The 13,885-nt window shown below is 77.8% G+C and carries 11 protein-coding genes; 5 read left to right on the forward strand and 6 right to left on the reverse strand.

The window, feature by feature from the left end; all coding sequences use genetic code 11:
- The first annotated feature begins 17 nt into the window (after nt 1–17).
- From CCE01nite_RS18575 to CCE01nite_RS18590, 4 genes are read left to right on the forward strand one after another with little or no spacing between them, the layout of a single operon-like run.
- On the forward strand, nt 18–425 hold the full coding sequence (locus CCE01nite_RS18575) for a GPW/gp25 family protein (RefSeq protein WP_141372814.1): 408 nt from the start codon (nt 18–20) through the stop codon (nt 423–425).
- Nucleotides 422–2,377 carry a putative baseplate assembly protein gene (locus tag CCE01nite_RS18580; protein WP_246056723.1) on the forward strand — a complete coding sequence of 652 codons (1,956 nt, stop codon included), beginning with the start codon at nt 422–424 and terminating at the stop codon, nt 2,375–2,377. Before CCE01nite_RS18575 ends, CCE01nite_RS18580 begins: the two co-directional genes overlap by 4 nt.
- 1 nt (nt 2,378) lies before the next feature.
- Nucleotides 2,379–2,966 (forward strand): phage tail protein, encoded by a 588-nt coding sequence (locus CCE01nite_RS18585; protein WP_141372815.1) that lies wholly within the window; start codon nt 2,379–2,381, stop codon nt 2,964–2,966.
- Nucleotides 2,960–4,123 (forward strand): NADase-type glycan-binding domain-containing protein, encoded by a 1,164-nt coding sequence (locus CCE01nite_RS18590; protein ID WP_141372816.1) that lies wholly within the window; start codon nt 2,960–2,962, stop codon nt 4,121–4,123. The genes CCE01nite_RS18585 and CCE01nite_RS18590 overlap by 7 nt, the downstream gene beginning before the upstream one ends.
- Here the strand turns inward: CCE01nite_RS18590 and CCE01nite_RS18595 are convergent.
- Entirely contained in the window at nt 4,044–7,142 is a 3,099-nt protein-coding gene (locus CCE01nite_RS18595; protein WP_141372817.1) for an AfsR/SARP family transcriptional regulator, read from the reverse strand. The two genes, CCE01nite_RS18590 and CCE01nite_RS18595, sit on opposite strands and share 80 nt — an antisense overlap.
- A gap of 245 nt (nt 7,143–7,387) precedes the next feature.
- On the opposite strand from CCE01nite_RS18595, the gene CCE01nite_RS18600 reads away from it, so the two are divergent.
- Nucleotides 7,388–9,016, forward strand: a complete 1,629-nt coding sequence (locus CCE01nite_RS18600; RefSeq protein ID WP_141372818.1) for a M15 family metallopeptidase — start codon at nt 7,388–7,390, stop codon at nt 9,014–9,016.
- Nucleotides 9,017–9,137: 121 nt separating this feature from the next.
- Here the strand turns inward: CCE01nite_RS18600 and CCE01nite_RS18605 are convergent, their stop codons facing one another.
- The 5 genes from CCE01nite_RS18605 to CCE01nite_RS18625 form a co-directional block, all read right to left on the reverse strand.
- On the reverse strand, nt 9,138–9,719 hold the full coding sequence (locus CCE01nite_RS18605; protein WP_034626381.1) for a GNAT family N-acetyltransferase: 582 nt from the start codon (nt 9,717–9,719) through the stop codon (nt 9,138–9,140).
- A gap of 4 nt (nt 9,720–9,723) precedes the next feature.
- Nucleotides 9,724–10,722, reverse strand: coding sequence for a DMT family transporter (locus tag CCE01nite_RS18610; protein ID WP_211254521.1), 999 nt, complete (start codon nt 10,720–10,722; stop codon nt 9,724–9,726).
- Between the two features lie 313 nt (nt 10,723–11,035).
- Complete coding sequence (locus tag CCE01nite_RS22245) at nt 11,036–12,193, reverse strand: TolB family protein (RefSeq protein ID WP_034626379.1); 1,158 nt, start codon at nt 12,191–12,193, stop codon at nt 11,036–11,038.
- Nucleotide 12,194: 1 nt separating this feature from the next.
- Entirely contained in the window at nt 12,195–12,761 is a 567-nt protein-coding gene (locus CCE01nite_RS18620) for an RNA polymerase sigma factor (protein ID WP_246056725.1), read from the reverse strand.
- Between the two features lie 169 nt (nt 12,762–12,930).
- Nucleotides 12,931–13,824, reverse strand: coding sequence for an SDR family oxidoreductase (locus CCE01nite_RS18625; protein WP_084142508.1), 894 nt, complete (start codon nt 13,822–13,824; stop codon nt 12,931–12,933).
- Nucleotides 13,825–13,885 lie beyond the last annotated feature (61 nt).

The raw sequence follows: 13,885 nt of genomic DNA on the forward strand, positions 1-13,885 counted from the left end.
TGGAGGGGGACGAGGACGTGGGGCAGGAGTTCGTCGGCGCCGGCTGGGCGTTCCCGGTGCGCACCGACCCGACCGGGCGGATCGCGCTCGTCACGCGCGAGCGCGAGATCGAGGAGAGCATCCGGCTCATCCTCGCGACCGCGCCGGGCGAGCGGCCGATGCGGCCCGAGTTCGGCTGCGCTGTGCACGAGTACGTCTTCGCCCCCGCTGACGCCGCGACCGCCGGGGACATCGCCTACGCGGTCCGGGTCGCGCTCGAGCACTGGGAGCCGCGCATCGACCTCAAGGACGTCGTCGTGCACTTCGACGGGGTCGACGACGGCGTGCTGTTCATCGAGGTCCTCTACGCGCTGCGGGGCACCAACGACCCGCGCAACCTCGTCTTCCCGTTCTACGTGATCCCCGAGCACGAAGGTGGTGCGTGAGAGTGCTCCCCGCCCCCGACCTCGACGACCGGCGCTTCCAGGACCTCGTCGACGACGCGAAGCGCCTGGTCCAGCAGCGTTGCCCCGAGTGGACGGACCACAACGTCTCCGACCCGGGCGTGACGCTCATCGAGGCGTTCGCGTTCATGGTCGACCAGCTCGTGTACCGGCTCAACCGCGTGCCCGACCGGCTCTACGTGACGTTCCTGGACCTGCTCGGCGTGCAGCTGCACCCGCCGACGGCAGCCAGCGTGGACGTGACGTTCTGGCTGTCCGCGCCGCAGCCCGAGCCCGTCGTGGTGGGCCCCGGCACGGCGGTCTCGACGCGGCGCACCGAGGACGACGAGGCCGTCGTGTTCTCGACGCGCGCGCGCCTGACCATCCCGCCCCGGCGGCTCGTGCACGTCCTCACGCACGCGGCCGGCGGCGAGCCCGTGCGCCACGACGACGACCTCCGGGCGCACGTCGACTTCCCCGCGTTCGCCCGGACCCCGCAGGTCGACGACGCCGTGCTGCTCGGGCTCGACGACGCCGCGCCCGGCTGCGCGGTGGTCGTGCGGCTCGACTGCGACGTGCACGGCGTCGGCGTCGACCCCCGGCACCCGCCGCTCGTGTGGGAGGCCTGGGACGGCTCGACGTGGCGGCGCTGCGAGGTCGACAGCGACGCGACCGGCGGGCTGAACCGGCGCGGCGACGTGGTGCTGCACGTGCCCGCGAGCCACACCGCGTCGGTCGTGCACCGGCTGCGCGCCGGGTGGCTGCGCTGCCGCGTCGTCCCGCCCGTCGAGGGCTACCCGACGTACGGCGCCTCCCCCACGATCGGCGCCGCGAGCGCGTTCACGATCGGTGGGACCGTCGCCGCGGTGCACGCCTCGACGGTGCTCGACGAGGTCCTCGGGCTCTCCGAGGGCGTCCCCGGTCAGGTGTTCATGCTCGAGCACCACCCCGTGGTCCCCGACGGCCGCCGGTTCGTCGTCGAGGTCGCCGACGGGTCCGGCTGGGCGGAGTGGACCGAGGTCGACTCGTTCGCCGGCTCCGGCCCCGAGGACCGCGTGGTGCGCGTCGACCGTGCGACGGGCGAGGTCCAGCTGCCCCCCGCGGTGCGGGAGTCCGACGGCACGCTGCACGCGTACGGCGCCGTCCCGCCCAAGGGCGCGCCGCTGCGCGTGCCGTCGTACCGGACCGGCGGCGGGCCCGACGGCAACGTCGCCGCGCGCGTCATCACGGTGCTGCGCACGCCGGTGCCGTTCGTCGACCGGGTCGAGAACCGCCGGGCCGCGCTCGGCGGGGTCGCCGGGGAGACCGTCGAGCAGGCCAAGGAGCGCGGACCCCTCGCGCTGCGCACCCGCGACCGCGCGGTCACCGCGGAGGACTACGAGCAGCTCGCGCGCCGCGCGGCCCCCGGTATCGCCCGCGTGCGCTGCATCCCCGCGACCGCCGGGCCCGACGCGCACGGGCTGCGCGTCCTCGTCGTGCCGTCCGCGGTGCCCGACGACGCGGGCGTCCTGCGCTTCGAGGACCTCGTGCCGTCCGACGAGGCGCTCGCGGTCGTCGCCCAGCACCTCGACGAGCGGCGGCCGGTCGGCGCTCGCGTGCTCGTCGAGCCCCCGTACTACCAGGGCGTCACGGTCGTGGCCCGGCTCACCGCCCGGCCCCGCGTCGCGACCGACGGGCTGCGCGCCGCCGCGCTCGCCGCGCTGCACCGGTACCTCGACCCGCTGACCGGCGGGCCCGACGGCGCGGGCTGGCCGTTCGGGCGGCCCGTCCAGGCCGGCGAGGTCTACGCCGTGCTGCAGCGCCTGCCCGGCACCGAGATCGTCGACGACGTCCAGCTCTTCGCCGCCGACCCGCTGACCGGCGAGCGCGGCGAGCCCGTGCAGCGCCTCGAGCTCGACCCGCACGCGCTCGTGTTCTCGTTCGAGCACCGCGTGCGCGTCACGGCGGGGGTGTGACGTGCGCGGGACCGTGCCCGGGCTGACCAACCCCGTCGCGCTCGTCGACCGGCTGCCGGCCGTCTACCAGGACGAGGAGTTCGTGCGGCGGTTCGTCGGCGCGTTCGACGAGGTGCTCGCGCCCGTGCTGCTCACGCTCGACCGCCTCGAGTGCTACGTCGACCCGCGGCTGGCCCCGCCCGACTTCCTGTCCTGGGTCGGCGAGTGGGTCGGCATCGAGCTCGACGACGCGTGGGGCCTCGCGCAGAGCCGCGAGATCGTCGCGGGCGCCGCGTCGCTGCACCGGCGCCGCGGGACCCGCCCCGGCATCGAGGACGCCGTGCGGCTCGCGCTGGGCCTGGGCCTGTCCGACGACGCCGGCGCGCGCGGCGACGTCGAGGTCGTCGACTCGGGCGGGACGCGCTGGTCGGCGAGCCCGGGGACGGCGCTGCCGGGCACGCCCGAGCTCTCGCTGACCGTGCGCGTGCGGGTCCCGGACCCCGCCGCCGTCGACATCCGTCGCCTCGACCGGGCCGTGAGCGCGGTCAAACCCGCGCACGTCCCGCACACCGTGGTCGTCGAGGCCTGCACCGAGGAGGAGCCGTGCTGATCTGCACCACGTGCGGGACGCGCAACGAGGACGACGAGCACTTCTGCGCGGAGTGCGGGGCGTACCTCGCGTGGGAGGGCGAGCGGGTCGAGGAGCGCGCCGAGGAACAGGTGGCGGACACGCCCGCGCCGGTGGCCCCGGTGGTGGTGACCCCGACGGTCGCGACCCCCACGACCCCGGTTGCCGAGCCGCTCCCCGCCACCCAGGGCACGCACCGCCCGGCCGTCACCACCCCGGCGCCGGAGGGCGCGCCGCAGCCCGCGACGACGCGCTCCCGCGCGGAGGCGCTCCTCGCCCGCCCCGTCGACCCGCCCACGACGCAGCCGCGCCACGACGGCCCGGCGCCCGTGCTCCCCGGCGCCCGGGCACCGAAGCCGCGCACGGTCCGCCCCGGGCCGGTCGACGAGCCGCCGCGCAACCCCGGCGACCAGGTCTGTGGGCAGTGCGGTGCGGGCAACGTCGCGACGCGCAAGTTCTGCCGGCGCTGCGGCGAGAGCCTCGCCGACGCCCCCGTCGTCCAGCGCCGGTCCTGGCGGGAGCGGGTCCTGACCCGGCGCCCGCGCGAGCTCGCCGCGGGCGCCCGCCCCCAGGTGCGCCGCCGCCCGTTCCGCGCGCGGTGGGTCGTCGTCCCCGCGGTCCTCGTGCTGCTCGTCGGGGGCGTGTGGTCCCAGCGCGAGCGGCTCTCCGACCTGTACGACACCGTCGTCGACCGCGCGGTCGGCAACGGCCCGGTGAACCCCGCGCAGGTCGTCGCGTCGAGCGAGGCCGAGGGCCGGGGTGCCGCGGCCGCGATGGACGGCGCGACGAACCAGTCGTGGGCGCCCGCGCAGCCCGGCGAGGGGGTCGGCGAGTTCCTCGAGATGCGGTTCGACGAGCCGTTCCGCCTCGCCTACGTCCGCGTGTTCTCCGGCGCGTCGACGCAGCAGCCCGAGTTCCTGGCCCAGGGCCGCCCCGAGGAGGTCGCGCTCACGCTGCTCTCGGCCGACGGCACGCAGACGACCGAGCAGCTGCGGCTCGCGGACGCCGTCGGCGGCCAGGAGTTCCCGGTCGGCGCCGACGACGTGGTCGCCGCGCGGCTCACCGTTCTCTCGGCGTACCCGGTGCCCGAGGGTGCGTCGGTGTCGCTGGGCGAGGTCGAGTTCCTGGGGAGGCCCTGACGTGCGCGCGGTCGAGCGGGGCCGGCCCGCGCTGCCCCGTGCGGACCGCCGGGACCACCGGGACCGCAGGGACCGGCCCGCCGGCCGTCGGCGGCAGCCCGAGGCCCGCGAGCACCTCGTCGTACCGGCGCTGCGCGCGTCCGGCCGTCGCGTGGTCGCCCGCGAGCCGGCTCGCCTCGATGAGCGTGCGCCAGGCGTCGTCCCGGTAGGGGTCGATCTCCACGCCGCGGGTCGCCGCTGCGGCCGCCGCGGCCGCGTCGCCGCGCGCGAGCTCGAGCGCGGCGAGCGTCGCCGCCGCCTCCGCCGCCCGGACCCGGTACTGCTCGCGCGCGGGCACGACCCACTCGGCGGGCCCCTCCTCGGGCAGCAGGTCGCCGGTGTACACGTCGAGCGCGGCGCGCAGCGCACCTGCCGCCCGGCCGGGGTCACCGGGCCCCGACCGCGCCCGGGCCGCCGCCGCGAGCGCCCCGTCGAAGACGAGCAGGTCGCACGACGAGCCCTCGGGCAGCACCAGGCCGTAGGCGTCACCGTCGCGCACGATCAGCGTCGCGGTCACGCCCGCCGAGCCGAGCAGGGTGCGCAGGCTCGACAGCGCGACCTGCAGGCCGTGCAGCGCCGCGGCCGGGTCGAGCTCGCCCCACAGCGTGTCGGCGAGCTGCTCGCGGTGCGTGAGCCGGCCGGTGTGCAGCGCGAGGAGCCGCAGCAGCGAGCGTGCCCGCGGCCGGATCCGCGACAGCCCGAGGGGGACGCCGGACGCGAGCAGCCGGAACTCCTCGAAGCAGCGCACCTCGAACGGCCCGGTCGCGACGGGCTCCGGCCCGGGCCGCACGACGACGGGCGCGACCTCCGGGAGCAGCACGTCCGCGTCCGGGGTCGGGGCGGTCGCGGGCGACGGGCTCAGCACCGCACGCAGCGCGTCCTCCCAGCCCGCGGGCCGCGGACCGAACCCGCTCGCCGAGGCCGACGCGGACGCGAGCTCGAGGAGCTCGTCGCGCTCGCCCGGCCGGCTGAGCGCGAGCGCCCCGTACGCGACCCACAGCGCACCGGGGACGCCGGCCGCGCGGGCGAACGCCTCCGCCGACTCGGCGGCGGGCTCGGCGTGCGGGAGGTCGCCGACGGCCGCGACCACGGCGTGCAGCGACCGCGCCCAGGCCTCGAGCACGCCCGCGTCGAGCGCACGCCAGCGCGTGCACAGCGCGTCGAGCCCGCGGTCGAGCTGCGCGGGCCGCAGCCGGAGCGCCCGCAGCTGCGCCGCGACGAGAGCCGACGCGACGACCGCCGCGCCCCACGGGTCCCCGCGCCGGTCCGCCTCCTCGACGAGGCCGGCCGCGACCCGCTCGCCGTCGACGCCGGGGGTCGGCACGAGCGCGACCGCGACCCCGTGCGCGACGCGCACCCACCAGCCGAGCCCGTGGCGGTCCGCGACGGACACCACCCGGTCGAGCGCCGTGCCGGCCGCCGGTCCCGGTCCCCCGAGCGCGTCGAGCGTCGCGAGCGCGAGGCGGGCCGCGAGCCACGTGCGCACGTCGGCGTGCGGGCGCTGCACGCACGCCTCGAGCAGCGGGCGGGCCTGCACGAGGTCGCCCGCGAGCACGAGCGCGAGGCCGCGCACGAGGTCGCGGTGCTCGTCGCCGAGCGGCCCGACGCGCCCCGCGGCGTCCTGCGGCGCGCGCCGCGTCGCTTCGCGCAGCAGGCCGACCCAGTCCTCCGGGGCGGGCGCGCGCCCGGTGCCCGGCAGCCACGTGCGGGCCGCCGCGGCCACCCGGACCGCCCAGGCCGAGCCGACGGGGTCCTCGACGAGCCGCGTGCGCACCCGGTCGGCGACCGCCGCGGCCGTCGCGAGGCTCCCGTCCTCGAGGAGCCGGCTCGCGAGCACGAGCGACGCCCACGGGTCGTCCTCCTGGAGCCAGACCGGCAGCACGTCGCCCAGGCCGTGCCCCGCGGACCGCACGAGCGGCATGCCCCCCACGCGCAGGAGCCGGCGCACCGCGTCCCAGTCGCGCGCGAGGGCGTGCAGCCGCAGCGCCTCGGCGGGCGCACCGTCCTGCTCGCACACCCGCGCGGCCTGCTGCCACCAGCGGGTCGCCTGGGTCGAGCCGAGCTGCTCCTGGAGCTGGGTCTCGAGGTGCCGGCGCAGCGCCTCGTGGCAGCGGAACCGGGTCCCGTCCCCGTCGCGCGTCACGGCCGAGGTCAGGCGCTCGAGCTCCGTGAGCAGGCGCCGGCTCGTCCCGGGCGTGCCGAGCAGCGCGTCGCAGCGGTCCGCGGACAGCGTCTCGAGGACCGCGGTCCGCGTGAGGAAGCGGCGGTGCTGCCCGGGGAGCGTCTGCAGCACCTCGTGCGCCAGGTACTCCTCGGCGTACCGGGACCGCTGGGCGAGCGCGGCGACGGCGGTCCGGCGCTCGGTGGTCCCGAGCGTGGCGGTCGCGAGGTGGAACAGGTGCAGGCCCGCCGGCCAGCCCGCGGTGCGCCACGCGAGCGCCGCGGCGTCGTCCGCCGCGAGCGGCGCGGCGTACACGTCGTCGAAGAGCTGCTGGACCTCGGACGCCCGCATCGCGAGGTCCTCGCCGGTCACGGTGACCGCGGTCGGGAGCTCGGAGCGCACGAGGTTGATCCCGGGTCTGCGGCGCGATCCAATGAGGACGTGCAGGTTCACGGGGGCCAGCAGCAGGAGCCGCTCGACCGCCGCCTCGGCGGGAGAGCCGGCGATCGTGTGCAGGTCGTCGAGCACGAGCACGAGCGGCGCGGTGCGACGCTCGATCGCGACGGCGAGCTCCGCGGGCGAGGACGCACCGGTCGGCGGCGGGTCGAGCAGCTCGCCGAGCGCCTGCGCGAGCCGGTCCACGAGCCGCTCGGGCGCGACGTCGTCGCGCTCGACACGCAGCCAGGCGACGTCCGCCCCGACGGTCTGCGCCCAGTGCGCCATGAGGGTCGTCTTGCCCGCGCCGGGCGGTGCGACGACGAGTCCCAGGCGGGTGACGAGCACCCGGTCGAGCGCGCCGAGCAGGCGGGGGCGCCGCACCCCGGACACCCGCGGCACCGACCGTCGTGCCCGCGGGAGCGTCGTGCCCCCTGTGCCCACGTCCCCCATCACGCCCCCGGAAGGAGCGGGCCGACCGCGCCCGATCCTTCATCGTCTGGTCGGGGCTCCGGGGTGTCAAGGAAGTTCACGCGGCGCCGACCCGGCGCACCCGTCCGCCCCGGGGGCACACCATGACCCACGTCCCGCCCAGCGCACGCCCGGCCCGCACGCCCCGCAGGACCCCCGTGACCAGCGCGCCGCGGGGGACCCCGGTGCGCCGCGCCGCGCGAGCGGCCACCGCGGGCTCCCCCGCCGCGTCCGCGGAGGCCCTGGTCGGCCTGCACGGCGTGGGACCGCGGACCCGCGCAGGCGTGCTCGCGGCGCTCGTGGTCCTCGTGCTCGCCGGCGGGGGGTGGGGGTGGTTCCCGCAGCCGGCCGAGGCCGGCGCCGGCGTGGCGACGTCCGTGACGGCGGTGCGACCGCCGGACGTGCGTGCCGCCGACGCCCAGACCGCACGGCTCACGGCGCAGGCCGCGGCGCACGCCCGCGCCGAGCACGCCCGCGCCCGGGCCACGGCGCTCGCGACGCTCGAGTCCGTCGAGAGCGCCTCGGTCGCGGCCTGGCCGGGCGTCGACCCGCAGCTCGTCGCCCGGCTGGACGCCGCCGTCGCGCACCTCGCGCGCACGCTGCGGACGACGGCCGACGCCCCGGACCCGGCGCTGCTGCGGACCCGCGCGGGGCGGGCGGCGGCGCGCGTGCCCGGCGGGAGCGCGGTCGCCGTGTCCTCGGACGCCGTGACGACGACGTCGGTCGGCACGTTGGTCGCCCGCCCGGGGACGCCCGACACCCTCGAACGCCGAGCCGGCACCCCCGCGCTCACGCACCGCGTCGAGGCGGCCGCCGAGCGGGTCGCGCTGCTGCGGTCGGTCGTCGAGGCGGCCGCGCGCGACGCCGCCGCCCGGCTGGACGCGCTCGACGCGCTGCTCGCCGAGGCACAGGCCCCCGTCGCGCTGCGGGCTCCCGGGTCCGCGACGGCGTCGTCGGGCACCTACGTGCCCGGCGGCATCGACCCCTCGGGCGACCCGTACCCGAACGGCGCCATCCCGCCGCACACCCTGTGCCGGCTCGCGTCGGACGCCCGCGCGCTCCTGCGCTGCGACGCCGCCGCCGCGTTCGACCGCCTCGCCGCCGCGTACGAGCGGGACCTCGGGGAGCCGCTGCGCGTGACCGACAGCTACCGCACGCTCGCCGCGCAGGTCGCGGTCAAGGCCGCCAAGCCCGGCCTCGCGGCGACGCCCGGGCGGTCCAACCACGGACGCGGGGTCGCGGTCGACCTCGCGGGCTTCGGCGGCGTCGGGCAGTTCGACCGGCCCGGGTACCTGTGGATGAAGGCGCACGCCGCCGAGCACGGCTGGTTCCACCCGCACTGGGCGGGCCCCGGCGGGGTCGGCCCCGCGGAGCCGTGGCACTGGGAGTACGGCGGTGCCCCCGGCGGCGTGTTCGCCGCGCTGCGGCCGTCGCGGACGCCGGACGTCCCCGTCGCTCCCCCGGCACCGGCGGCTCCCGCGCCGGCGGCCCCCGCCCCGGCGGCACCGGCCCCGGCGGCACCGGCCGGGCCCGTCCCGGCACCCGTCGGTCCCGTCGCCCCGGCACCGGGCCCGGCACCCGAGACGCCCGAGCCCGTGACGCCCGACCCCGCGCCGACGTCCGGTCCGCCCGCGGACCCCGGGACGCCGGCGCCGGGGCCGGCCGAGCCGCCGGCCGACGCGCCCGCGGACGCACCCTCGGCCGGCGAGGGCCTGGCGGGCGAGGTGCAGCCCGACGCCGCGGCGCTCACCGAGCCGCCTCCGGCCGCCGAGCCGGGCGCCGGGTAGCTCGCGACGGGCGTCGCCGTCGGGCTGCGTCTCCTCGGGGTACGTCCCGGCGAGGGCATCGATTGCGCCGACCGCGTCGGTGCCCGGTGGTCCCGGGAGCAGGACGGTCCGGACCGGGCGGTCAGCCGGGCGTCGGGGTCGTCAGCTCGCGGCGCACGAGCCAGCGCTCCCGGTGCCCGCTGTGGCCCGTCGTCGGCGCCGCGCGGTGGAAGCCTGCGGCCTCGAACAGCTCGACCGTCCCGACGTACCCCGAGATCACGTCGACGCGCGTCCCGCCCGCCTCGACCGGGTACCCCTCGAGGACCTCGGCGCCGTGCGCGGCGGCGTGCTGGACGGCGCCCGCGAGGAGCACGTGCATGAGCCCGCGCCGCCGGAACCCCGGCCGCACGACGAAGCACACGACGCTCCACGGGTCCCGGGGGTCGTCGAGCAGCGGGATCGTCCGCGAGCGCATGAGCCGCCGGTAGGAGCTGCGCGGCGCGACGGAGCACCAGCCGGCGACCTCGTCGTCCACGTACACCAGTACGCCGGGCCCGGGCTCCTGCGCGCACTGCTGCCGCAGCGCCTCGGGCCGCTCGGCGTTGGGGACCCGGGCGTCGCGGTAGCTCTGGCACCAGCAGCCGCCGGCGCCCGCCTTCTGCGTGCCGACGACGCGCGCGGCGTCCTCGAAGCGCCCGACCGCAGGAACGACCTCGATCCCCATCACGTCACCGTAGCGACGCGCTCCGACGTTCGGTGCCGGGGCCCCGGCGGCGCAGCCGGCCCTGCGCGATCGCGACGCCGAGCAGCACGACGACCGCGCCGACCGGCTGGTTCCACGTCACGTGGTCGCCGAGGAACAGCACGCCGACGGCCGCGGCGACGACGGGCGTCAGGTACGTGACCGAGCTCGCGGTCGTCGTGCCTGCCCGCGCGATGACCCGGAAGTTGAGGATGAACGCGACCCCCGAGCTGAGCACGCCGAGCGCGAGGACGGCCACGACGACCGCCGTCGTCACGTCCCCCACGGGCGCCACGCCGGTCACGAGCACCACGGGGGTCATGACCACGGCGGCGATCCCAATCTGCCCCGCCGCGAGCGCCACCGGCGGGTACGGGGTGCCGGCCAGGAACTTCCGCGTGTACGGGAACCCGAGGCCGTAGCAGGTGATCGCCCCGACGCACGCGAGCACCCCGCTGAGCTCCCCCGTGCCGAGCCCGTGCCAGACGCCCATGACGACGAGCAGCCCGAGGAACCCGAGCACGAGCCCCGAGGCGCGCGCCGGCCCGGGCCGCTCCGCGCGGAAGAAGAGCGCGACCCACAGCAGGGTCGTGAGCGGCGTCGCGGCGTTGATGATCCCCGCGAGCACCGAGGACACCGACTGCTGCCCGAGCGCGAACAGCGTGAACGGCACGGCGTTGACGAGCAGCGCCAGGACCGTCAGGTGACCGAGCGTCCGGCGGTCGCGCGGCAGCGGCGTGCGCGTGACCGCCGCGATGACCAGCAGCGTCACGGCGCCGACCGCGATGCGCCAGAACGCCACCTGGACCGGGGTCAGCGCGTCGAGCGCGAGCGCGATGAACGCGAACGAGCAGCCCCACATGACCGCGAGGAGCGCGTAGCTGCCGAGCCACCCGCCGGACGCCGCCGGGGCCGGCGCGGCGGTGGCGTGCGTGGCGGCGGGAGTGGTGTCGGCGGGGGTGGTGGCCGGGTGCGGAGACGTCACCTCGTGACCCTAGGTCGTCGCCGGGCGACCGGCTGGCGGGGATCGGACGGCGCGGCTACCGCCGCCGGGCCTCGAGCACCAGGAGCGGGGAGGTCGCGACGGCGGGCGTGCGGTGCCAGTCGGCCCACACGCCCTCGACCGCGAACCCGGCGGAGTCGAGCTGCCGCTCGAGGACGGGGCGCCCGCGTCGTCGTCCGGGCGTCGCCGCAGTCGAACCGGGGTTGTCGACGACGCTCCGCCTCGGCCGGACAGGACGGGACCCCGCGACGACGTCGCGGGGCCCCGTCCCTCGAGCGGTGTGCGGCGTCCGCGCTCACCCGTCCACGGCGACGAAGCCCTCACCGAGGAGGACGAGACCTTCGGCACCGTCCCACCGGTACAGGTCCGCCTCCGGCCCGGTGCCGGACGCGTCCCGCGCGAGGACCACGAGGCCGCCGTCGCTCGTCCCGGCGATCTGCCAGACGTCCTTGCCGCGCGCGCCCTCGATCTCGTCGACCTGCGCGCCGGTGGCCCGGTCGACCAGCAGGAGCGCGAAGCCCTCGGGCGACGGGTCCCATCCACCCTCGCGCACGCCGACCGCGAGCACGTCCGGCCCGAAGCTCTCCGCGGTCCACCACGGGGTGTCCGTCGACGCGTCGATCAGGACCGCCTCGTCGAGCGAGGTCGCCGTGACCGGCAGGGTCCACGCGGCCCAGCCGTCCTCCACGCCGATGGTCAGGTAGAGCGTCGAGCCGTCCGGCGACCAGGACTGGGGCTCGAACCAGCGTCCGGCGCCACCGTCTCCCGGGGCCAGGTACCGCACACCGCCCTCGACGAGGTCGAACACCGCGAGCGTCGACGCGTCGGTCGCCGGGTCCACCGCACGCGCGACGAGCCGGCGTCCGTCGGGGCTCACCACGGGCGACCACCCGCTGCCGAGAGCCGCCGGTCCGCTGCCGTCCATCGGGACGTACAGGATCTGCGGGTCCGTCCAGGACGGGTCGTGCGACACCCACGCCACGGTCCCGGACCCGTCGGTCGTGACGGACACCTTCGAGGGGTCGTCGACGCCGAGGCCGGTGTGCAGCGTGCTCAGCCGCTCCCCGGTCACGGGGTCCAGCGTCACGATCTCCCCCGACACGGTCACCGCGACCAACGGGGTCAGGGGCGGCGCCTGCGTCGGCTCGGGGGTCGACGTCGGCGCCTGCGTCGGGGTCGGCGACGGTTCCGGGGCGGCGGTCGGCGTCGGGGTCGGCGCCGGCTCGCTCGTCGCCGCCGGGCCCGGGCGCGGGCCGTCGTCGGTCAGCGGGAACGCCTGGACCGCGAACGTCAGGCCGAGGACCGCGGCGGCGCTCGTCACGCCGACCGCGGCGGCGCGTGCCGCCCGGGCCCGCCGGACCCGGCCGAGCACCCGGTCCGCGTCGAGCGGGGTGCCGCCCTGCGGCGGCTGGTCGCCGAGGTCGTGCAGACCGCGGCGGAGGTCGTAGCCCATGTCAGCTCCTAGCGGTGCGTCGCGGTTCGTGGGTGACGAGCAGGGTGCGGTCGCCCGCGCCGAGCGGGTCGAGCGGCCCGAGCCGCGCCTCGAGGCGGTGCAGCGCGTTGCTCAGGTACCGCTTCACGGTCCCCTCGGCGACCTGCATGACCTCGGCGACCTGCGGGACGGTCAGGTCGTCGTAGAACCGCAGGACGACCGCGGTGCGCTCCTGCCGGCCGAGGGTCGCGAGCGCGGCCCGCAGGTCGAGCCGGTCCGTCGCGGCGGCGGCGTCGTCGCGCGCCGCCTCGTCGTCACGGCGCGCGAGGAGGTGCCGGAACCCGTCCCACGTTCGACGACGCCGGTACCCGTCGATGTACGTCGTCGCGATCACGCGCCGGACGTACGCCTCGAGCGCCTCCGGCTCCGTGCGCGTCCGGCTGCGGACGAACACCTTGACCAGTGCGTCCTGCACGAGGTCCTGCGCCGCGGCCATGTCGCCCGTGTACACGTAGGCGTAGCGCGTGAGGGCCTCGCCGCGGGCGCGCACCAGGTCCACCAGCACCTGGTCACGAGCTCCTCCGGCCACCGTCGTCTCCGTTGCTCCCGGTCGCCGCATCGTCGCCTTGCCGGCGGTGCGTACACCCCTGTCAACGGGTGGCGCGGACGGACCGTTGCATCGCGGCTCCCGACTCGTCCCCGCCCCTCGGCGACCCCCGTGCTCCCCACCGGGCCGTGCCCGGTGCGGACGTCTCCCGCTACGGCTGACGCCAGTCGTCGGACCGCAGGTGCGAGCCGGCCATCGGGCCCATCGTCAGCATGCCGCCGTCGACCGCCCACGACGCGCCGTTGACGTAGGCAGCGTCGGGCGAGCAGAGGAACGCCACGACCGCCGCGATCTCGCGCGCGTCACCGGGGCGCGCGACGGGGATCCCGGGCCGGTGCTTGCCCGCGACGACGGCCTCGTCCTCCTGCCCGGTCATCGGGGTGGCGATCTCGCCCGGCGCGACGGCGTTGACGGTGATCCCGTGCTCGGCGAGCTCGAGCGCCGCGACCTTGACCAGGAGCCCGAGCCCTCCTTTGGCCGCGCAGTAGGGGGCGGCGCCGACGCGCGGCGCGTGCTCGTGCACGCTCGTGACGGCGACGACCCGGCCGCCGAGGCCGGCTCGCACCATGTGGCGCGCGGCCGCCTGCAGGCAGCAGAACGCGCCGTCGAGGTCGACCGACACGACGTCCCGCCAGTCCTCGAACGTCAGGTCGAGCAGGAGCGTCGACGTGCCCGTCCCGGCGTTGAGCACGAGGGTGTCGACGCCGCCCATCGCCTCGGCGAGCTCGTCGACGACGCGACCGCCCGACGGTGCGTCCGTGAGGTCGAGCCGGCGCACGTGCGCCGTCGCGCCGCGCGAGCGGACCTGGTCGGCGGTCGCCTCGGCGCCGGCCTCGTCGGCGTGCCAGGTGATCCCGACCTGCCGTCCGGGGCCGGCGAGCGCGACCGCCGTCGCGCGGCCGATGCCCGAGTCGGCGCCCGTCACGATCGCGCGCTGCGGGAACGGTGGGGACTGCTCCGCGGGGCTCGGGGTGGGGCTGCCCGCGGTGCCCGCGGAGCCGGAGGTGCCTGCGGTACCGGGGGTGCCTCCGGCGGTGTCGGTCATCGTGCCTCCCGGGTCGGTGCGACGGCGTCGTCCCGTCCTGGGTAGCCCGGACCCGCCCGGG

Source organism: Cellulomonas cellasea (assembly GCF_006538745.1).
GTDB lineage: Bacteria > Actinomycetota > Actinomycetes > Actinomycetales > Cellulomonadaceae > Cellulomonas_A > Cellulomonas_A cellasea.